At 60.4% G+C, this 19,418-nt stretch carries 19 protein-coding genes; 10 read left to right on the top strand and 9 right to left on the bottom strand.

Annotated features, from left to right (window positions below; all coding sequences use genetic code 11):
* Positions 1–86: 86 nt before the first annotated feature.
* Positions 87–980, top strand: a complete 894-nt coding sequence (locus S7A_RS17160; RefSeq protein WP_009092539.1) for a BadF/BadG/BcrA/BcrD ATPase family protein — start codon at positions 87–89, stop codon at positions 978–980.
* 30 nt (positions 981–1,010) lie between these two features.
* Complete coding sequence (locus S7A_RS17155; protein ID WP_009092538.1) at positions 1,011–2,126, top strand: ROK family transcriptional regulator; 1,116 nt, start codon at positions 1,011–1,013, stop codon at positions 2,124–2,126.
* Positions 2,127–2,182: 56 nt separating this feature from the next.
* On the opposite strand, the gene S7A_RS17150 is transcribed toward S7A_RS17155, so the two are convergent.
* The gene (locus S7A_RS17150) at positions 2,183–3,274 is read right to left on the bottom strand and encodes an ABC transporter ATP-binding protein (RefSeq protein ID WP_009092537.1); all 1,092 of its coding nucleotides are present in this window, start codon (positions 3,272–3,274) and stop codon (positions 2,183–2,185) included.
* Between the two features lie 12 nt (positions 3,275–3,286).
* Positions 3,287–3,886: a GNAT family N-acetyltransferase gene (locus tag S7A_RS17145; RefSeq protein ID WP_009092536.1), complete on the bottom strand. Its 600-nt coding sequence runs from the start codon at positions 3,884–3,886 to the stop codon at positions 3,287–3,289.
* A 549-nt stretch (positions 3,887–4,435) separates the two neighbouring features.
* Here S7A_RS17145 and S7A_RS17140 point away from each other — a divergent pair.
* The 4 genes from S7A_RS17140 to S7A_RS17125 all read left to right on the top strand — a co-directional run bounded on the left by S7A_RS17140 (position 4,436) and on the right by S7A_RS17125 (position 8,947).
* Entirely contained in the window at positions 4,436–5,767 is a 1,332-nt protein-coding gene (locus S7A_RS17140) for an extracellular solute-binding protein (protein WP_009092535.1), read from the top strand.
* A gap of 57 nt (positions 5,768–5,824) precedes the next feature.
* Entirely contained in the window at positions 5,825–6,697 is an 873-nt protein-coding gene (locus tag S7A_RS17135) for a carbohydrate ABC transporter permease (protein ID WP_009092534.1), read from the top strand.
* Positions 6,697–7,512 carry a carbohydrate ABC transporter permease gene (locus tag S7A_RS17130; RefSeq protein WP_009092533.1) on the top strand — a complete coding sequence of 272 codons (816 nt, stop codon included), beginning with the start codon at positions 6,697–6,699 and terminating at the stop codon, positions 7,510–7,512. The genes S7A_RS17135 and S7A_RS17130 overlap by 1 nt, the downstream gene beginning before the upstream one ends.
* A gap of 103 nt (positions 7,513–7,615) precedes the next feature.
* On the top strand, positions 7,616–8,947 hold the full coding sequence (locus tag S7A_RS17125; protein ID WP_009092532.1) for a glycoside hydrolase family 28 protein: 1,332 nt from the start codon (positions 7,616–7,618) through the stop codon (positions 8,945–8,947).
* Positions 8,948–9,000: 53 nt separating this feature from the next.
* Here the strand turns inward: S7A_RS17125 and S7A_RS17120 are convergent, their stop codons facing one another.
* Positions 9,001–10,071 carry a tartrate dehydrogenase gene (locus tag S7A_RS17120; RefSeq protein WP_009092530.1) on the bottom strand — a complete coding sequence of 357 codons (1,071 nt, stop codon included), beginning with the start codon at positions 10,069–10,071 and terminating at the stop codon, positions 9,001–9,003.
* A 64-nt stretch (positions 10,072–10,135) separates the two neighbouring features.
* Between S7A_RS17120 and S7A_RS17115 the strand changes: the two genes are divergently transcribed.
* Positions 10,136–11,077, top strand: coding sequence for a LysR family transcriptional regulator (locus tag S7A_RS17115; protein WP_009092528.1), 942 nt, complete (start codon positions 10,136–10,138; stop codon positions 11,075–11,077).
* Positions 11,078–11,106: 29 nt separating this feature from the next.
* Here S7A_RS17115 and S7A_RS17110 read toward each other — a convergent pair whose 3' ends face one another.
* The 3 genes from S7A_RS17110 to S7A_RS17100 all read right to left on the bottom strand — a co-directional run bounded on the left by S7A_RS17110 (position 11,107) and on the right by S7A_RS17100 (position 13,345).
* Positions 11,107–11,400: a DUF1330 domain-containing protein gene (locus S7A_RS17110; RefSeq protein WP_009092527.1), complete on the bottom strand. Its 294-nt coding sequence runs from the start codon at positions 11,398–11,400 to the stop codon at positions 11,107–11,109.
* An 11-nt stretch (positions 11,401–11,411) separates the two neighbouring features.
* Positions 11,412–12,275 carry a glutathione-dependent disulfide-bond oxidoreductase gene (yghU, locus tag S7A_RS17105; protein WP_009092525.1) on the bottom strand — a complete coding sequence of 288 codons (864 nt, stop codon included), beginning with the start codon at positions 12,273–12,275 and terminating at the stop codon, positions 11,412–11,414.
* Between the two features lie 191 nt (positions 12,276–12,466).
* Entirely contained in the window at positions 12,467–13,345 is an 879-nt protein-coding gene (locus S7A_RS17100; RefSeq protein ID WP_009092524.1) for a sugar phosphate isomerase/epimerase family protein, read from the bottom strand.
* Between the two features lie 260 nt (positions 13,346–13,605).
* On the opposite strand from S7A_RS17100, the gene S7A_RS17095 reads away from it, so the two are divergent.
* The 3 genes from S7A_RS17095 (at position 13,606) to S7A_RS17085 (ending at position 16,882) form a co-directional block, all read left to right on the top strand.
* Positions 13,606–14,631, top strand: coding sequence for a LacI family DNA-binding transcriptional regulator (locus tag S7A_RS17095; protein WP_009092522.1), 1,026 nt, complete (start codon positions 13,606–13,608; stop codon positions 14,629–14,631).
* A gap of 150 nt (positions 14,632–14,781) precedes the next feature.
* The gene (locus S7A_RS17090) at positions 14,782–15,699 is read left to right on the top strand and encodes a TIM barrel protein (RefSeq protein WP_009092521.1); all 918 of its coding nucleotides are present in this window, start codon (positions 14,782–14,784) and stop codon (positions 15,697–15,699) included.
* A gap of 10 nt (positions 15,700–15,709) precedes the next feature.
* A complete protein-coding gene (locus S7A_RS17085) occupies positions 15,710–16,882 on the top strand; it encodes a Gfo/Idh/MocA family protein (RefSeq protein ID WP_009092520.1) in 1,173 nt (390 codons plus the stop codon).
* A gap of 12 nt (positions 16,883–16,894) precedes the next feature.
* Here S7A_RS17085 and S7A_RS17080 read toward each other — a convergent pair whose 3' ends face one another.
* The 3 genes from S7A_RS17080 to S7A_RS17070 all read right to left on the bottom strand — a co-directional run bounded on the left by S7A_RS17080 (position 16,895) and on the right by S7A_RS17070 (position 19,396).
* The gene (locus tag S7A_RS17080) at positions 16,895–17,626 is read right to left on the bottom strand and encodes a class II aldolase and adducin N-terminal domain-containing protein (protein WP_009092519.1); all 732 of its coding nucleotides are present in this window, start codon (positions 17,624–17,626) and stop codon (positions 16,895–16,897) included.
* 65 nt (positions 17,627–17,691) lie between these two features.
* Positions 17,692–18,504 carry a transporter substrate-binding domain-containing protein gene (locus S7A_RS17075; RefSeq protein ID WP_009092518.1) on the bottom strand — a complete coding sequence of 271 codons (813 nt, stop codon included), beginning with the start codon at positions 18,502–18,504 and terminating at the stop codon, positions 17,692–17,694.
* A gap of 19 nt (positions 18,505–18,523) precedes the next feature.
* Positions 18,524–19,396, bottom strand: coding sequence for a phytanoyl-CoA dioxygenase family protein (locus tag S7A_RS17070; RefSeq protein WP_009092516.1), 873 nt, complete (start codon positions 19,394–19,396; stop codon positions 18,524–18,526).
* Positions 19,397–19,418: the final 22 nt, after the last annotated feature.

Below are 19,418 nucleotides of genomic sequence, written 5' to 3'. Positions count from 1 at the left end.
CATATTTATTTGTTATTGCGATTTAAGTTTTTTTATCCTATCGTTCGCTCATTATGGCTATAACCCTTAATCAGGGAAGGAAGCGCGTGCAACCACACTATCTTCTTGGCATCGATGGCGGCGGAACGCAGTGTCGCGCGCGCTTAACCGATCGGCAGGGCCGCCTGCTGGCAGAAAGCACCGGTGGACCCGCCAACGTCTGGTCAGATTATGATGCGGCCCTGACCTGCGTCGGGCAGCTGACTGAACAGGTATTTATCCAGGCGGGACTCACCGCAGAGGCGCTGGCGCAGACCGCGCTGGTGGCGGGCCTGGCCGGCGCTAACGTCGCCTCAGTGCAGGCGCGCCTCGCCAGCTGGCAGCCCGCCTGCGCGGCGTTGCAGGTGGTCAGCGATGTGGAGATCGCCTGCGCGGGCGCGCACGGTGGCGAGCCTGGGGCGGTCTTTATCATCGGCACCGGCAGTCAGGGCGCCGCCTGGGATGGCGAACGCTTTACGCTGCTTGGCGGCTGGGGCTTTGCCCTCTCCGATCAGGGATCGGGGGCGGAGCTGGGCCGTCGCGCGCTGCGCCTGGCGCTGCTGGCGCATGAGTCGATCATTCCGCACGGCTCCCTGACCCGCCAGCTGATGGCGCAGTTCGGCGACAGCCCGGAAACCATGCTGCTCTGGACGCGCACGGCGGTGCCTGCTGACTGGGCCCGCGTGGTGCCACAGATTTTTGCAGCCGCCGACGCGGGTGACAGCCACGCTCAGGAGCTGCTGCAACAGACCGCCGCCGATATCGGCCTGATGGTGCGACGCCTGATCGCCCTGAGCAGCGGGCCGGTGGCGCTGATGGGCGGCGTGGCCGCGCCGATTCAGCGCTGGCTGGATGAAGATATTCAGGCCCGGCTGGTGGTGCCGCAGGGCGATGCCCTGAGCGGGGCGCTGACCCTGGCGCAGCAGCTGACGCCTGCCGATTACCGATCTCAAGCGGGCTGAGCTGCCTCAGCCCGATAACCCGAGGAATCTATGACCGCTCCCAACGTAACCGCGCGCATTCTGCGGTTGATTGTCGAAAATGCGCCAATCAGCCAGTCAGATCTGAAAGTTCGCAGCGGACTGAGCATGTCGACCGTCTCACAGGCAACTAACCGCCTGCTGACACAGGAGATTGTGCAGGAGCTGGGGCTGCGTCGCGTGTCGATGGGGCGGCCAAAAACCCTGCTGGGGCTAAACCCCGACCGCGCCAGCGTGATTGGGATTCAGCTCAATGCGGAACGCAACCTGATCGTCATGACCGATCTCAGCGGCAACCTGCTGGGCGAACAGCAGATGCCGAAAGGCACGCTGACGCCGCGCCAGCTTGGCGATGCGCTGGCGAAGTTTCTGCGCGGCGTGGAGGAGAAGCGGGTGGGGGCCATTGGCCTGGCGCTGTCGGGGCTGGTCGATGCTGAAAACGGCTACTGCATCCGCTCCAAGGTGCTGGGCTGGGATAACGTTCCGATTGCGCGCCTGCTTGAAGAGCGCTTCTCGCTGCCGGTCTTCATTGAAAACGACGCCAACGCCATGGCCATGGCCGCGCTGGTGTTTGGTCAGCTCGGCAATGCGCAGTCGGCGGTGATCGCCACCTACGGCAAAGGGATTGGCGCGGGGATCATCCTTAATCGTCAGCTCTATCGCGGTCGTCACGGCAAGGCGGGCGAGATTGGTAACGGGCTGGTGGGGGACGGTTCGCTGCGCCTGCTGGAAGATGTCGCCTCCTCGCGCGCCATTCTGCAGCGGGTGGCGGAGCAGGATGCGGAGGGCGTGACGCTGCAGGCGCTGGATCAGCGGCCCACGCCAGAGGTGCTGGCGGCGCTGGAAGAGGCGGGACGTGAACTGGGCATTTCGCTGGCGAACTTGTCGGTGGCCTACGATCCGGATGTGGTCTATCTGGCGATGGAGCCGCACATGGCGTCACGCATTCTGCTCGATCACATCACCCAGAGTTTTCAGGCCTACCGGCTGAAACTGACGCCACAGATGACGCCGCTGCAGTTTCTGACGGAATCGAACCGGATGTGGGCGCTGGGCGCGGCGGGATTTGCCGTTAACCGCTTGCTCGATCTGCTGGCAGCCCAGGCTGACGAAGAGCCGGTCACCTGAGTTAACACTCGAATAAAAACGGGCGCTAAGCGCCCGTTTTTGTTTCCGCGCTTCTCCTAGCGCAGGCGCAGACCCTGCTCATCAAACAGCAGGCAGTGCGCGGCAGAGATGCCCAGTTCCACCTGCGCACCGAGATCGCGCGGGGTGGCCTCACGCTCTTCCACCACCAGCATCTGTTCACGTCCGATATCCAGGTAGAGATAGTTAGTGTGACCCAGCATCTCGCCATAGGCCAGCTCGCCGTGAAAACGCAGGGCGTCCGGCGTCTGCGCGGCAGGCTGAAAATGCTCGGGACGGATGCCCAGCGTGACGGTCTGGCCCTCGCGGCAGGCAGCCGCAAGGGGCATGACCAGCCCCTCAATCTTCAGCTCCGGCACCCGCAGCTGCACTTCACCTTCGCCCGTCGCGCTGATCTCGGCGCGCAGAAAGTTCATCTTCGGCGATCCGATAAACCCGGCGACAAACAGATTATCCGGGTCGTGATAGAGCGTCAGCGGCGCGCCGACCTGCTCAATCCTGCCCTGACGCAGCACCACGATGCGGTCAGCCAGGGTCATCGCCTCCAGCTGATCGTGGGTGACATAAATCATGGTGTTACCAAGTGAGGCGTGCAGGCGGGCGATCTCGATCCGCATCTGCAGACGCAGTTCGGCATCCAGGTTGGAGAGCGGTTCATCGAACAGGAAAATACGCGGATGACGAATGATGGCGCGGCCAATCGCCACGCGCTGCCGCTGTCCGCCAGAAAGCGCACGCGGCAGGCGGTCGAGCAGTTCCGTCAGGTGCAGCCGAGCTGCCGTCTGCGCAATAGCCTGGTTAATCTCCGCTTTGGGCTTTTTCATGACCTCCAGCGGATAGGCCAGATTACCGCGCACCGTCATGTTGGGGTAGAGCGCATAGGACTGAAATACCATCGCGATGCCGCGCTCGGTGGCGGGCTGCTGCGTCATATCCTGCCCCTCAATCAGCAGCTGACCGCTGCTGATCTCCTCCAGCCCGGCGATCATCCGTAACAGCGTCGATTTGCCGCAGCCGGAAGGGCCGACAAACACCACAAATTCGCCGCTGTTGATCGTCAGATCGATGCCATGAATGACATTGACGTGCTCATACGACTTCTTCACATTCTGCAAGCGCAGGCTGGTCATCGGCTACCTCACTCAGAGTAACTGGCCCATGTAGATGGCATTACTGCGCAGGATAGGGGTGAACCCCATACGCGTATAGAAGGCGCACACCTGCTCGTTCTGCAGGCTGACGCCAAGATGGACACCGCTGACCCCGGCGGCCCGCAGCGCCGCCAGCTCATGCTCAATCATCCGGCGACCCCAGCCCCCTTTCTGGGCGGCAGGCAGCAGGTTGATATGCAGATGCGCGGGCCAGCGGGTCACCAGCGTCTCCGCGGCCTGGTCGGGCTGGCGGATGGCGTCGAGCACTTTACTATCGAGCGGGGCGCTGGCGCTGCGGTCGCGATATTTATCCTGAAGCTGCGGCCACCATTCGGCGTCGAGCTGGGCCTCAAACGCGCGGGTGTCAGGCACGGCCACAACGTAACCCTGCACCTCACCGTCACGCTCCAGCACAAAGGCGAAGTCAGGCGCAAACCGCGCGTAGGGCACGGCAAAGCGCTGGCCGGGATAGTCGGGATCGGAGTAGAGCGCGCGGGCATCGCCACCGGCATCCGCTGTTTCCAGGCAGATACGGTAGAGCGCCGGGAAGTCCGCCGGCGTGGCCGGACGAATGACACCTTGATTCGCCATGGTGAAGTCTCATGAGTGAGTGAAACGGTCAGGGAGTAAACAGATCCACAGGATAAAGTTACGTTAATGAAAGTGGACTTAGTTTTCAAGATAGAATAATTCCCTTATCGCACTAACGCTGACGGTTAAGCAATCTTTCACGGCGTCATGATGCACAACTGTGATCGCCAGCACGCCCGCAGGGCGGCGGCTGGCGGCAGATTCAGCGCCGGTAAAAAGAGAAAAGTGTGAGCGTGATAGGATTTTCGTATGGTTTATCAGGGTGTTATTTTGTCATTATAGCCTGGCGATCTCCTGCTGTGAAAAGCGCGCGGGGCACGCTGCCGCCGCGGTTAACAGGCGTCAGACCAGCGTGATGTGCTGATATTCACGCCGGATTGCTGTTTATTTGCGCGCGCTCACAGCGTTGCAATTCCCGCGGCAGGTTGTTTGACTTTATTTTTTATTAAAGTAAGTATGAATCAGTGCGTTTGTGTGCGGCTTCAGCCTGCAGGATGGCAGGCGGTGAGATGCAGGGATGCCGATTCTGGTCTGAAGAAGGTGAGCATAATGTCTGTTTCCTCCGTTCGTTCGTTCCGAATTCGCAATGTGGGTCGGCTGCTGGCAGCGGGCCTGCTGGCAGGCAGCGTCTCGCAGGCCGCCCACGCCGCCGTGACCCTCAATGAGTGGGATATCTACAACTATCCGCAGCAGACGGCCGCGGTGGATGAGGGGATCAAGGAGTTCTCTCAGCAGAATCCCGGCATTGTTATCAACCGCTCGGTGCACTCCTTTGAAGATACCCGCATCCCGCTTAAGCTGGCGCTGACCGCCGGTGACGGCCCGCAGATTGCGCAGGTCAACCAGGGCGGCGGGGATATGGGCTCGCTGGTTAAAGATAAGCTGCTGCTGCCGCTCGACAGCTACGCAGCCAGCTATGGCTGGACGACCCGTTTTCCGGACTCGATTCTGAAACGTAACCGCTGGTCAGACAGCGGTGAATTTGGCAGCGGCAAACTCTACGGCATTGCCAGCCTGGGGGAGATGGTCGGACTCTATTACAACAAAGCGCTGCTGGATAAAGCGGGCATTCCGGTGCCGAAAACGCTGGCAGAGCTGGAAAGCGCCATGGCGAAACTCAAATCGCAGGGCACCGCGCCGATGATGCTGGGGCTGCTGGATGGCAACATGGGCCAGCAGCTGCTCAGCACCCTGTGGCAGGCCCAGATCGAGAGCCGTGACCGCAAGACGCTGGATAACCTGATTTACGATGTGGGCGGCACCTTCAGGGACAGCAAGCTGGTCAACGCCGCCACCATGATGAAGAGCTGGACCGACAAAGGCTACTTCTTCCCCGGCTTCCAGGGCATTGGCCATGACGATGCCGCCACCCTGTTCCAGAACGGCCAGGCGGCGTTTCTGGTCAGTGGCACCTGGTACCTCGGCCAGTTCAAAGACAACAAAGATATCCACTTCGCGGCGATGCCTGCCGGTGAAGGTGTGAAGCAGCCGCTGATGGTGGGGGGCACCGATCTGGCGTTCTCCATCACCAGCACCGCCAAAGGCAAAGATCAGCAGGAGGGGGCGGCGAAGTTCATCAACTATATGGTCTCTGATGCCATGGCGAACCGCTGGCTGAAGGTCGGTTTCCTGCCCGCCAGCACCAACAAAGCGGCCACCATGCCGGCGGACAATCCGCTGCTGGCCGAGGCGTATCAGGTCTGGCTGACGCTCAATGAGTATGACGGTTTAGGTCATTACGTAGACTGGGCGACCCCGACCATGAATGCCGAGCTGAATCAGAATGTCCAGCTGCTGCTGGCGGGCCGTCAGACCGCCGATCAGATGGTGGTCAACTTTGATAACAACTATCAGCGTTACCTGAAAACCCTGAAACACTAAGCCGGAGGCCCGGCGAAGCGCCGGGCCTGAGCACTGTTCTGAGTCACGAGTAGGGTTATGTTGAATTTAAGCGGCTGGCGTAATTTTCTCTATGTGCTGCCTGCGGTGCTGGTCTATGCGGTATTTCTGCTCTTTCCGCTGCTGGCCTCGCTGGGCATCAGTTTTACCGAATGGGACGGCACCTCACTGCCGGTGTTCAGCGGCATCAGTAACTATATGCGGATGTTCAGCGATCCGGTGTTCTGGATTGCGCTGGGCAATAACGCCATCCTGATGCTGTTCTATACCCTGTTGCCTATCGGCGTTGGCCTGCTGCTGTGCAGTTTTCTCTATGAGACGCGCAACAACAAGGAACGCAGCGTCTTGCGCATTCTCTTTTTCCTGCCCTACATCATGCCGATGGCCGTGCTGGGGGTCGTGTGGCGCTGGCTCTATAACCCGGCGTTTGGCCCGATCGACCAGATACTGCGCGCCGTCGGCCTGCCGCAGCTCGCCCTGTCGTGGCTGGGCGATTTTACCTGGGCGCTGCCCGCGGTCGGTCTGGTCGCCACCTGGTACTTCTTCGGCTTCTGTCTGGTGCTGTTTATGGCGGGCCTGCAGCGTATGGACCCCTCCCTGCTGGAGGCGGCCGACCTGGATGGGTCGTCGCGCCGTCAGAAGTTTATGCGCATCACGCTGCCGGGTCTGCGACCCGAGCTGCGGATTGCCCTGCTGCTGACGGTGATCGCCAGCCTCAAAGCCTTCGACCTGGTCTATGTCATGACCCAGGGCGGGCCGGGCACCTCCACCATGGTCACCAACATCTTTATGTATAAACAGGGCTTTGATCTGCACTACTTTGGCTATGCCTCGTCAGTGGCGGTGTTCAGCATGATCATTGTTCTGGGGATTAACTACCTGATCCATCTGGCCTTAAGGGAGCGTTACTGATGCGAAGCACGCCGGTCATTTCACGCGCGCTGATCTGGATCGTGGCGCTGATGACGATTCTGCCGTTTCTGATGGCGCTGATGACCTCATTTAAAACCCAGATGGAGCTGTTTCAGGGCGTTTTTACGCTGCCCGCCTCGCTTAATTTTAAAAATTACCTGACCGCGTGGCAGCAGGGACACTTCAGCGTCTACTTCCTTAACTCTGTGCTGGTGGTGATCCCGGTGGTGCTGTTCAGCGTGCTGCTGGGTATTCTGGCCGGATTTGGCTTTGCCTGGCTGAAGATCCCCGGCAAAAAGGTGATAGCCGCGATGCTGGCGCTGGGGATGGTGCTGCCGAGTGAGGCCTTTATCATTCCGCTCTATCACGAGCTGCGCTGGATGGGGCTGACCAACACCTATCTGGCGCTGATCCTGCCGCAGATTGCCCTGTCGCTGCCCTTTACCACGCTGATGATCGCCAGCGCCTTTCAGCAGGTGCCGAAAGAGCTGGTGGAGGCGGCGGTGATGGATGGCGCGTCGCGGGTCAAAATCCTGTGGGGCATTCTGGTACCCGCTATCTGGCCAACCCTCTCCACGCTGGGGCTGCTGCTGTTTATCTGGACCTGGAATGAGTTCCTGATCCCGCTGATTCTGGTGAACAAAGATGAGCTGCGGACGCTGCCGATTGGCATGATGTTTTTCCAGAATAAAAATACCATCGACATTCCGGTGCTGATGGCGGGGGCGATGATTGTGATCATGCCGCTGATCCTGGTGTTCCTGATTTTCCAGCGCAAATTTATCAGCGGCGTGACGGAAGGGGCGGTGAAGTAATCTGTGACAGCCCGCACGAAACGGCGAACTGGCGACCAGACAAAGGTTTGCTGCGCCGTTTCGTGCTGCAATTTTTCCTCCTCAAACCTGCGGGAGACGCACCATGCACCTTTCCCTTGCTGATTTTCATCCTGCCGCCGACGGCGAAACCCCGGACACCGCGGTGCTGCAGCGCGCCCTTGACCAGATTGCGGCGGCGGGCGGCGGCCGTCTGACACTGCCTGCCGGACGCTATCGCAGCGGCTGCCTGAATCTGCCCTCAGACATTGAGCTGCATCTCGACGCGGGTGCGGTGCTGATCGCCAGCCAGCAGCTGGCTGACTATCAGACGGTGCAGGCGCTGAGCTGCGCGGAGAAATCCCACAACGTGCTGCTCTATGCGCTGGGCCAGCGCAATATCACCCTCAGCGGCACCGGCCGCATTGATGGTGAGGGTGACGCCTGGTTTGCCGCTGAGCGGGATGCGCAGGGCTATCGCCTGCCGCACGCTGACCGGCCACGCCTGATTGTGTTTGAAGATTGTGAGCAGGTGACGCTGACCGGCTTTACGCTGGTGCAGGCACCGATGTGGACGGTCCATCTGGTGAGCTGCCGCCATGTGCATATCGATCATCTCACCATCGACAACGCCATGACGATGCCCAACACCGATGCGCTGGATATCGACAGCTGCGAAGCGGTGTTTGTCAGCAACAGCTATTTCAGCGCCGCCGACGATGCCATCTGTATCAAAACCACCCATAAACCCGCCGCACTGCGGCGGCCGGCGCGGCAGATTATGATCACCAACTGCCTGCTGCGCAGCTACAGCTGCGCCCTGAAGATTGGCACCGAAACCTGGGACGATGTGGAAGATGTCACGGTAACCGGCTGCACCATTTTTGATTCGAACCGGGGGATTGGCATTCTGTCGCGCGACGGCGGTGCCATGCGGCGTCTGCTGTTCAGCAATCTGACGTTTGCCTGTCACCACGCGCCGCCCTGTCACTGGGGCAAAGCCGATCCGCTGCATATTTCGGTACGCCGCCGCGATCCCGCCATCACACCCGGCGTCGTGGAGCAGGTGCAGTTCAGTACCATAACCGGCGTGGCCGAGGGGGCGATTAACCTGCATGCGGCAGAACCGGGCTGGATACGCGATGTGGTTATCAGCCAGCTTCAGATGCAGCAGGCGGTGGCGTCATTGCCCCAGGGTCACTACGACATACGGCCGCCCTGCAACCCGGACGCCCCGACCGGCATGGGCCTGGATAATGCCTACCGGGTTGACCCGGCATCCGGTGAAGCATTTGGGGTTGAGCCCTATCCCGGCGGGCTGCCAGGGCTGTTTGCGCGCGGCGTAGAGAACCTGCACCTGCATAACCTGAACATCGTGCGGCCGGATCCCTTACCCGCAGGGTGGCATCCGGCGATGGTCGTCCGGCTACCGGAATAAGTGGCGCGGTGGTGAGAGGGCCGCCGCCGGGGGCGGGCGGCAGCGTGATTCACTTACAGTGCGGCGGCGATGGCCGCCCCCAGCTCTTCTGTACTGGCGCAGCCACCGAGGTCACGCGTCAGGTGCTCACCCGCCGCCAGCGTGCGTTCAATGGCGTCCAGAACCGCTTCGCCTGCCGCCTTGTAGCCGAGATGCTCCAGCATCATCGCACCACACCAGATCTGGCCGATGGGATTGGCAATGCCTTTACCGGCGATGTCGGGCGCGGAGCCGTGAACCGGCTCAAACAGGCTGGGAAAGAGACCCTCCGGGTTGATGTTGGCGGAGGGGGCAATGCCGATGGTGCCGGTACAGGCCGGGCCAAGGTCAGAGAGGATATCGCCAAACAGGTTACTGGCGACGACCACATCGAACCAGTCCGGATGCAGCACGAAGTTGGCGGTGAGAATATCGATGTGATACTTATCGACGCGAACCTCCGGGAACTGGCCGGACATCGCGTCGACGCGGCTGTCCCAGTAAGGCATGGTGATGGCGATGCCGTTGGATTTGGTGGCCGAGGTCAGATGTTTCTTCGGCCGGCTCTGCGCCAGCTGATAGGCAAACTTCAGAATGCGATCGACGCCGGTGCGCGTCATCACCGTCTCCTGAATCACCACTTCCCGATCGGTGCCGGGGAACATGGTGCCCCCCACGCTGGAGTACTCGCCCTCGGTGTTTTCGCGCACCACATAGAAGTCGATATCGCCCGGCTGGCGATTGGCCAGCGGCGCTTTGACGCCGGGCATCAGGCGCACCGGACGCAGGTTGACGTACTGGTCGAACTCGCGGCGGAACTGTAACAGCGACCCCCACAGGGAGACGTGGTCAGGCACCACCTCCGGCCAGCCGACGGCGCCAAAGTAGATGGCATCGAAGGTTTTCAGCTGCGGGAACCAGTCGTCAGGCAGCATTTTGCCGTGCTGCTGCCAGTACTCAGCGCTGGCGTAATCAAACCACTCCCAGCGCAGCGGAATGTTAAATTTTTCGGCGGCGGCATTCATCACGCGGACGCCTTCCGGCATCACTTCTTTACCGATACCGTCGCCGGGGATCACGGCAATACGATGGATTTTCTCAGTCACAGGGCACCTTTCCGGTTGATGTTCGAATTGTGACCGCAGTATAACTGTCGCTTCCGGGGAAATAATGAGTCTGAAACGCAAACCAGTGTTGAATAAAAGTAGAGAATCCCGCACCTCCACCGATGACCTGGCCTTCTTTGTTCGTCTGGCCGGGCTGGAGAGCCTGACCGCAGCGGCGCGTGAGCTGGGCCTGTCGCTGGCAGCCGTCAGCAAACGCCTGAGCCAGCTGGAGCAGCGTCTGGGCGTGCAGCTGCTGCGCCGCACCACGCGACGGCTGGAGCTGACGCCGGAAGGCCACCGTTATCTGGCTGGTGCCCGCCCGCTGCTCGATCAGCTGGTGGCGCTGGAAGAGGCGGTCAGCGGTGAAACCGCTCAGCTGCGCGGCTCGCTGAATATTAACGCTTCATTCGGGTTTGGCCGTCGCCATATCGCGCCGTGCGTCTCCGCCTTTGCCGCGCTGCATCCGCAGCTTGCGCTGTCTCTGCACCTCAGCAGCCAGCCGCTGAATTTTCTCGATGCGCACATCGATATCGATATTCGCGTCGGTGAGCCGCCCGACTCGCGGCTGGTGGCGCGTAAGCTGCGAACCAATCCGCGTATTCTCTGCTGTTCACCCGCTTATGCTGCCCGGCACGGCCTGCCTGCGACGGTCAGCGAGCTGGCGGAACACAACTGCATTTTACTGCGTCAGCACGACAGCGATTTTACCCTGTGGCGACTGACCCGCGGTGAGCAGAGCATCAGCCAGAAGGTGCGCGGCAGTCTGATGACCAACGATGGCGAAGTGGCGATGCGGCTGGCGATGGATGGGCATGGCATTCTGCTGCGTTCCTGGTGGGATGCGCAGCACAGCCTCGCGGCGGGGGATCTGCTGCCGGTGTTGCCTGAATGGCAGGCACCCGATGGCGACATTTTTGCGGTCTGGCAGGCGCAGCGTCAGCTTCCGGCACGCGTGACGGCGTTCGTGGCGTTTCTGCAGCAGACGCTGCAGAAGGTGGAGGCGTAAAAAAGGCGGCATCGCTGCCGCCCTGCGTGTTATTTATCGATGCCCTGCACCAGCACCACGCGATAGTTCGCCCCTTTCAGACGGTGCGCTTTGGCAGCCTGATATTCCGGGCTGTCATACCAGGCGTGCGCCGCTTCGCGGGTCGGGAATTCCAGAATCACCACGCCTTCCGCTTCCGGACCTTCCAGCGTTTCCAGCGCGCCATAAAAGGCGAGCGGATTGATCGGATGATCGCCGCGTGCCTGGCCCGCTTTCTCAGAATAGGTGTTCATTTCGTCCTGGTTCAGGGTGTTATCACGAATAAATACGACGTATGCACTCACAGGTTAGCTCCTTACGCTTTTTTATCCTGGGTCTGGGTATCGAAGTCAGCAGCATCATGACGCTCATGCAGCTGATCGGCCGGGTCGCCCATGACACGATTGACCTTGCGGCCACGAATAACGGCGGGACGCTGCGCGATCTCTTTCGCCCAGCGCACCACATTTTTATAGGACTGCACATCCAGGAATTCCGCCGCGCCATACTGGTCATTCAGCACCATGTTGCCGTACCACGGCCAGGTGGCGATGTCAGCGATGGTGTAATCCTCACCGGCCAGATAGCGATGATCTGCCAGCTGGCGATCCAGCACGTCGAGCTGACGCTTCGCTTCCAGCGTGAAGCGGTTGATGGCGTACTCAATTTTTTCCGGCGCATAGTGATAGAAATGACCAAAACCGCCACCGAGGTAAGGCGCAGAGCCCTGCAGCCAGAAGAGCCAGTTCAGGGTTTCAGTGCGGCCGGCGATATCTTTTGGCAGGAAGTAGCCATACTTTTCCGCCAGATAAAGCAGGATATTGCCCGACTCGAACACCCGCAGCGGCGGGGTGACGGAGTGATCGCTCAGCGCCGGGATTTTTGAGTTCGGATTCACGTCCACAAACCCGCTGGAGAACTGATCCCCGTCGCCAATACGGATCAACCAGGCATCATATTCTGCGTCGTTAACATTCAGCGCCAGCAGCTCTTCCAGCAGAATTGTCACTTTCTGACCGTTCGGCGTGCCGAGTGAGTAGAGCTGTAAAGGGTGTTTACCGACCGGCAGCGCTTTTTCATGGGTAGGACCCGCGAACGGACGATTGGTTTTCGCGCCGTTGCCTTTGGCTTCAGGATCCCAGTTCCAGACTGTTGCAGGCTGATATGCATTTTCCGACATAATAAACGTTCGCCTCGTGGTGTGATGTTTGTCTGGAGTGTAGCAGGTGCTGAAAAGGCGGTTTAACTCTGCTGGCTGCGTGAGGGCGCGCGGCAATCCGCTGATGTCTGGGCGATCGGGAAGATGAAAAAAGGAAAAGCGGGGCGGGCATCGCCCCGGAGGATCACTGCCGGGCTGCATGGCTGCGGGGATCAGAGCAGTTCGCGCTCAATCCGTTCGCGGGTTTCAATGGCCTGAACTGACATCTTTTCCGGGTAGCCAAACAGCGAGGCCGCGATGATCGGCTCTCCGCCAACTTTGTAACGGCGTGTGGCAAAGCCGGTGTCGCGCAGGGTCTGGAAGAGAGTGTCGAAATCGACCTCACCTTCACCAACGCCGACGTGCTGATGAATAGTGGCGTCGACGCCTGGCGGATTGACGATGTAGCGGCAGTGGCGGGTGTGGTTCATGGTGTCGGCAATCAGCATATGGGAGAGATCGTCTCCGGCGTACTCCAGCATCGGTTTCACATCGCCTTTGCCTTTGTCATAGAAGAAGGTGTGCGGCGCACTGTAGATATACTTCACGTTATCGCTGCGGAACGACTTCACGATATCCACGGTTTCGTTATTCTCTTCGCAGAAATCCCACGGATGCGCCTGAATTTCGACGCGTATCCCTTCACGTTCGAGGATCGGCAGCAGCTCCTCCATCGAGCGATAGAACATCTCTTCGCAGATTTCCGGCTCGTTTGGCGTGCCGGAGAGTTCGGTATTGATCACCGGTACCCCCATCTCAACCGCGATCTCAATCATCCGCTTCCAGTTCTTCACCGCCGCCTGACGACGCAGCTCATCCGGGCCGGACCAGCGATAGACGACGATAAACGAGGAGATCGCCAGGCCGGTCGCACGCAGCGCATTTTTATATTCGGTGATGATTTCGCGGCTGGCTTTGGGATGTTTATAAAACGGGTTGATCTGCGGATGCGGTGACTGTTCGATATATTGATATCCCCAGTCGGCAACCTGATGAACCATACGGGTGATGCCCAGCTCTTTAATCACATCCACATCAAAAGCGATTTTCATCTCTCTGCTCCGGCAAGGTTGAAGGAACGGTTCCTGAGTGAAGAGGACGCCTGTCTGCGCGCCGCTTTCGCACAAGCCTTTCACCGGTTTTAGCAAATGACTGTTTTAAAGAGAACGCAGAAAGAAACGGATGTTTCATTTTTGCGAAAGCGATCAACTTTGCGTGAGGTTTTCTATCAAATAAATGAGAGAAAAAGGGCGAGCCGGGATAGAGTGTTATCGTCAGTCACCACAACAGAGTGAGAAGAGGGAGAAACAGGATGCCAAAAGTGACGATGAACGCCGTTGCCCAGGCGGCGGGCGTGGGGGTAGCCACGGTGGATCGGGTGCTGAACCGTCGCGCACCGGTGCGCAGCGCCACAGAGCAGAAGGTGATGGCGGCCGCCAGATCTCTGGGCTATCAGCTGACACAGGCCCACAGCCAGCATATCGCGTCGCCCGCCGCGCAGGCGTTACGCTTTGGCTTTATCCTGCTGCCCGCGCGCTATTCGCTCTATCAGCAGCTGGGCGAAGCGCTGAAACAGCAGGCGGAACAGCAGCAGCCTGCAGGCAGTGAACCGGTCTTCTGCTGGCATGATATTCATGACGTGGAGGCGGTTGCCCGTTCAGTGCGGCAGCTGGCGCAGTGCTGCGACGTGATCGCGCTGGTGGCGCTGGATCATCCGCTGATTCGTCACGCGATTCAGGATGTTTCGCGGCTCGGCGTGCGGGTTTACGCCCTGTTCTCCGACTTCTCCGCCTGTGAACATGCAGGCTTTATCGGCATCGACAGCCAGAAGGCGGGGCGCACTGCCGCCTGGATGGCCCGCCACCTGCTGCGCCGGCCTGGGTGCGTCGGCGTGCTGATCGGCGACCATCGCTTTACCTGTCAGGAGAGCAGCGAAATCAGTTTTCGCTCCTCCCTGCGGGAGTCGGGCATCAGCCAGCGCGTGCTGGAGCCGCTGAAAACACACGAGACAGCAGAGGGGGGCTACCAGGCCACCCGGGCGCTGCTGGAGAGTCATGATGACCTGGTCATGATTTATGCCCCCTGCGGTGGCATTGAGGGCGTGGTGCAGGCGCTGCGGGAGAGCGGACGCACGCAGATCGACCTGGTGTGCCACGGCCCGCTGCCTGGCGACGAGCTGGCGCTGATTGACGGCACCATCACGCTGATGCTGCGTCACCGTATTGAGGCGATGGCCGAAGCGGTGGTCTCGGCCTGTCTGAACGGGCGGATGGAGCCGCGGGATCACTTTGCGCAGATTACCGTGCCCTTTGAGATTGTGATGCGTGAAAACCTGTAGAAAGAAGGTGTTAGCTTTTTAATGATAGAAAGCTATCATTTAATGCAATTTTTAAAAGCGATCTCTATCAAAAAATGAAAATTTCATCGTTGTCTGAGATGAAACGTTTGTTTGATACTGCCGGCAGTTCTTACTGCAGAGGCAGACACGATGACCTTTCACATTGCTAATGCGCCCTGTAGCTGGGGCGTGGACGATCCCGCCAATCCCTGGCTGCCACCCTGGCAGAAAGTCCTGACCGAGGCCGCGCAGGCGGGCTATCCGGCCATCGAACTGGGGCCGTGGGGCTACCTGCCCACCGATCCGGCTGAGCTGACCCGGCAGCTCAATGCGCATCAGCTTTCGCTGGTGGCGGGCACGATCTTTGACGATCTGGTCAGTGAGGCCCATTTCCCCACGCTGGTGACGCTGACCCACAACCTCTGCCGCACGCTCGCCCGTGTCCCGACAGCAGCGAAAACCCCGGGAGCCAGCGCGCCCTATCTGGTGATTATCGACTTCGGCAATCCGGAACGGGCGAAATATGCCGGTCAGTCAGAGAAGGCCCCCCGGCTCTCCGCGGATGCGTGGCAGCGCATGATGCAGCACATCACCATTCTGAGCGACATTGCCTGGCGGGAGTATGGCGTGCGGCCGGTGATCCATCCGCACGCGGGTGGCTGCATCGAATTCGCCGACGAGCTGGCGCAGCTGGTCAGGGATATTCCGCATCAGGTCGCGGGGCTGTGCCTGGATACCGGCCACCTCTGTTACGCCGGGATGGACCCGGTGGCGGCGCTGCAAAAGTACTGGACGCGCATCGACTATCTCCATTTTAAAGATGTGAATCTGCGGGTCTGGCAGGACGCCATCACGCGCGGAGTCGACTTCTTCACCGCCTGCGCGGAGGGCGTCATGTGCCCGCTGGGCCAGGGCGCAATCGACTATCCGGCCGTGCATGCGCTGCTGACGGAACGCCATTACCGCGGCTGGATCACCATTGAACAGGAGCGTGACCCGCGCCATGCCGACACCAGCCTGCGCGATGTGAAAGCCAGCCTGGACTATCTCCGATCAACAGGATTCTGAGGGCAACAGCATGATTAACGGAAAAAAAGCGGCTAATCGCTCACTGCGCTGGGGGATGATCGGCGGCGGCGGCACCAGCCAGATCGGCTACATCCACCGTTCGGCGGCACAGCGTGACGGTAACTTCACGCTGCTGGCGGGCGCCTTTGATATTGATGCCGGGCGCGGACGCGAGTTTGGTCAGGCACTGGGCGTGGCGCCCGATCGCTGCTATCCCGATTACGCCAGCCTCTTCGCCGGCGAGGCTGCGCGGGAAGAGGGGATTGAAGCGGTGTCCATCGCCACGCCAAACAACACCCACTTTGCCATCTGTCGGGCAGCGCTGAATGCCGGACTGCATGTGGTGTGTGAGAAGCCGCTCTGTTTTACGGTCGACGAGGCCGATGAGCTGGAGCAGCTCAGCCGGGAGAAGCAGAAGATTGTTGGCGTCACCTACGGCTACGCCGGACATCAGCTCATCCATCAGGCCAGAGAGATGATCGCGGCAGGGGCGCTGGGCGAGATTCGCATTGTGAACATGCAGTTTGCTCACGGTTTCCATAATGAGGCGGTGGAGCTGCAGAGTGAAAGTACCCGCTGGCGGGTAGACCCGCGTTTTGTCGGGCCGAGCTATGTATTAGGCGATCTGGCCACGCATCCGCTGTTTATCGCCGAAACCATGCTGCCGCAGCTGAAGATGACGCGGCTGCTCTGTGCGCGCCAGAGCTTTGTTGCCTCGCGCGCGCCGCTGGAGGATAACGCTTTTGTGATGATGGAGTATGACAACGGCGCGGTCGGCACGCTCTGGGCATCGGCGGTCAATGCCGGTTCCATGCACGGGCAGAAGATTCGCGTCGTTGGCGCGAAAGCCAGCCTGGAGTGGTGGGATGAGCAGCCCAACCAGCTGCGCTATGAAGTGCAGGGCGAGCCGGTGCGGATTCTGGAGCGTGGCATGGGCTATCTCACCCCGCGCGCGCTGGAAGAGGATCGCATCGGCGGCGGGCATCCGGAGGGGCTGTTTGAGGCCTGGTCAAATCTCTATCGCCGCTTCGCGCTGGCGATGGACGCCACCGATCGCCGCGACACCGCTTTCCTGCAGGATTTCTGGTATCCCGATGTGCATGCCGGATTAACCGGCGTGCGCTGGGTCGCGCAGTGCGTGAAATCGGCAGAGGCGGGCGCGGTCTGGGTGCCGTGCGCGTGAGCGGCTGACAGGCTAGTCGAGCAGCGAGGGGTCGGCGGCGACCATCAGCGCTTTCATCTCCTCGAAATGCTGGCGTGAAAAGTCGGGTATCCCTTCCCAGGCACGCGCCGTCTTCTCCGCCACCGCGTCGCTGAGGATCTTCAGCGGCTGGCCGGTAGACCAGGCGGTCACGAGGATCTGACAGGCGCGCTCCAGCGTCCAGATATCGTCAAAGGCTTCGCCGATGTGTGCCGACGTGACCATCACGCCGTGGTTGCCCATCAGCAGACGACTCTTGCCCGCCAGCAGACCCGCCAGCCGTGCGCCTTCCTCGGCCGTGTCCGCCATGCCGCCGTACAGGGTGTCGATCGCCACACGGTTAAAGTAGCGGGCGGTGTTCTGGTCGACCGGCGGGATATGTGGCTCAGCCAGGCAGGCGACGCTGGTGGTGTAAATCGGGTGGAGATGCAGCACCACGCGCGCCTCCGGCAGCCGCTGATGGATCTGACCGTGAATCGACCAGGCGGTGGCGTCCACGTCGTCGCGCTGCGCGCAGGCGGGGTCATCGGCGTTAAGCAGCAGCAGATCGCTGGCGCGGATGCGGGAAAAGTGCTTCCACTTCGGGTTAAGCAGAAACTGCCGGCCATCCGCAGAGACCGCCGCGCTGAAGTGGTTTGCGACCGCCTCGTGCATGCCGAGATGCGCAATAATGCGAAAGGTCGCAGCAAGATCGATGCGGGTCTGTTCTTCAAATGAGAGCGCCATAAATCTCTCCTGATGGGGGGTAAGAAAGGAAGGCGGGCGTCGGTTCGCTGACGCCCGCATCGGGATTACGGCGTCGGCATCAGGGTTTTAATATCCTCTGCGCTGGGTGCCTCAAAGTTATATTTCTTCAGCAGAGCGGCGTACTCCGGGGTTTTGCTGTACTTCTCCAGCCCGTCGATCAGCGCCTGCTTCACCTCATCATTGCCTTTCTTCACGCCGAAACCGTTAAGCACCGGGTAGATCAGCGTTTCCGACGAGATCTGCACGCGGTTGCCCAGCTTCTGCACCACGCCACGCGCGACGGCGGCATCGGTGATCTGCGCTTCAACCGCGTGCGAAAGCATCGCCTGGGTGGTCTGCGGATCGGTGGTGTATTCGCTGATGGCGATCGGCGGCTTGCCATTTTTTACGCAGTAGTCGGCTGAGAGCTTGTGCAGCTGCTGCAGCCAGGAGGTGGCACCCATTGAGCCAATTTTGTGACCACAAAATTCTTCCGGCGTTTTCGGCTGGTAGGCGGCCCCTTTCAGCGACAGGATCGCCTCACCGCTCTTGAGATAGGGGATCATATCGATCACCTTCAGACGCTCGGCGGTGATGTACATCGAGGAGTTGGTGATATCGAAACGGTTACCCTGCAGACCGGTAATCAGGTTGGGGAAGCGGGTGTCGAGGTTAACCGCCTGTCGGCCCATCACTTTTGCCAGCCCGTCGAGAAACTCGATGTCGAAGCCCGCCGGTTTATTGTTCTCAATGTACTCATAAGGGAAGAAGGTCATGTCAGAGCCAGCGATAATTTTTCCTGGCTGCTGGAATGCCGACGCGCTAAACGACCCCAGCGCGATGCTGGCGGCTAAAAAAGTCAGGGCAACAGATTTCATAAAGCCTCCGTGGTGGCGGTTACGCGCGGGCAGGATCGGTTCCGGCCTGCTGGACAAAAAAGGATGCGCCGCTCGGTTTCTGCGGCAGACGGAACTCATTAACGGTACTGCGCACCATGCCGCTCTCTTCGCCTGCAACCAGAGTGCCGGCATCCCGGCTTGGCAGCGGGTTTTCGCCAAAGGGCAGCGCATCTTCCGCCGCGTAGACGGCGATAAACAGCGTGCGCGGCAGCTCGGTCTCGTTCGGGCTGGAGGCGTGCAGCAGGCGGGTGTGCATAAAGCAGACCGTACCGGGCGGGCCGAAACAGGCCGCAGGCTGCGAACACGCCGCCCCGACCACGCTTTTATCGACCGCGCCGGTGAAACGGCCGTTTTGCCAGTGAGAGTAGAGCGGGCCTTTGTGGCTGCCCGGCACCACGTTCAGCGGGCCGTTTTCCGGCGTCACTTCACTCACCATCAGCAGCGCGGTGACGATGTCGTCGTTGCTGTGCGGCGTAAAGAGAAAATCCTGATGCCACTCCACTTTGGTCGCGGTGTGCGGCAGCTTGGAGTTGATCTTGCTGTGGTGAAAGCGCGCGCCCTGACTGCCGGTGAGCTGACCGGCGATCTGCGCCATACGCGACTGAAGCGCGGCGTGGCGATAGGCGGCGGAAATCTCCGTTGGCGAGCTGACGCGGCGCAGCGACGGATGGTCGGCGCGATGATCCTCTTCCAGATCGAAACGCGCGCGGCCATCCAGCGTCTCGCCCCAGGCCGCCTGGTGAGTGCGGCTCTCTTCCACCCAGCCATCAAAGTCCTGCTGCAGCGCGGCGATGTCGTCGGCGCTGAGGACATTCTCCACCACCAGAAAACCCTGCTGGTGATACTGCTCTACCTGCCACTGCTCGATCATGATTTTCCCCTCGTGCGGATAA

It is taken from the genome of Pantoea sp. Sc1, from assembly GCF_000255315.1.
Lineage (GTDB): Bacteria > Pseudomonadota > Gammaproteobacteria > Enterobacterales > Enterobacteriaceae > Pantoea > Pantoea anthophila.
This window is presented reverse-complemented; position numbering and strand designations above follow the sequence as displayed.

Coding starts and splice junctions, on each gene's coding strand:
- S7A_RS17145 (WP_009092536.1), bottom strand. CDS start 3,886: ATGGCGAATCAAGGTGTCATTCGTCCGGCCACGCCGGCGGACTTCCCG.
- S7A_RS17130 (WP_009092533.1), top strand. CDS start 6,697: ATGCGAAGCACGCCGGTCATTTCACGCGCGCTGATCTGGATCGTGGCG.
- yghU (WP_009092525.1), bottom strand. CDS start 12,275: ATGTCGGAAAATGCATATCAGCCTGCAACAGTCTGGAACTGGGATCCT.
- S7A_RS17090 (WP_009092521.1), top strand. CDS start 14,782: ATGACCTTTCACATTGCTAATGCGCCCTGTAGCTGGGGCGTGGACGAT.
- S7A_RS17115 (WP_009092528.1), top strand. CDS start 10,136: ATGAGTCTGAAACGCAAACCAGTGTTGAATAAAAGTAGAGAATCCCGC.
- S7A_RS17100 (WP_009092524.1), bottom strand. CDS start 13,345: ATGAAAATCGCTTTTGATGTGGATGTGATTAAAGAGCTGGGCATCACC.
- S7A_RS17125 (WP_009092532.1), top strand. CDS start 7,616: ATGCACCTTTCCCTTGCTGATTTTCATCCTGCCGCCGACGGCGAAACC.
- S7A_RS17085 (WP_009092520.1), top strand. CDS start 15,710: ATGATTAACGGAAAAAAAGCGGCTAATCGCTCACTGCGCTGGGGGATG.
- S7A_RS17080 (WP_009092519.1), bottom strand. CDS start 17,626: ATGGCGCTCTCATTTGAAGAACAGACCCGCATCGATCTTGCTGCGACC.
- S7A_RS17095 (WP_009092522.1), top strand. CDS start 13,606: ATGCCAAAAGTGACGATGAACGCCGTTGCCCAGGCGGCGGGCGTGGGG.
- S7A_RS17150 (WP_009092537.1), bottom strand. CDS start 3,274: ATGACCAGCCTGCGCTTGCAGAATGTGAAGAAGTCGTATGAGCACGTC.
- S7A_RS17075 (WP_009092518.1), bottom strand. CDS start 18,504: ATGAAATCTGTTGCCCTGACTTTTTTAGCCGCCAGCATCGCGCTGGGG.
- S7A_RS17070 (WP_009092516.1), bottom strand. CDS start 19,396: ATGATCGAGCAGTGGCAGGTAGAGCAGTATCACCAGCAGGGTTTTCTG.
- S7A_RS17155 (WP_009092538.1), top strand. CDS start 1,011: ATGACCGCTCCCAACGTAACCGCGCGCATTCTGCGGTTGATTGTCGAA.
- S7A_RS17135 (WP_009092534.1), top strand. CDS start 5,825: ATGTTGAATTTAAGCGGCTGGCGTAATTTTCTCTATGTGCTGCCTGCG.
- S7A_RS17140 (WP_009092535.1), top strand. CDS start 4,436: ATGTCTGTTTCCTCCGTTCGTTCGTTCCGAATTCGCAATGTGGGTCGG.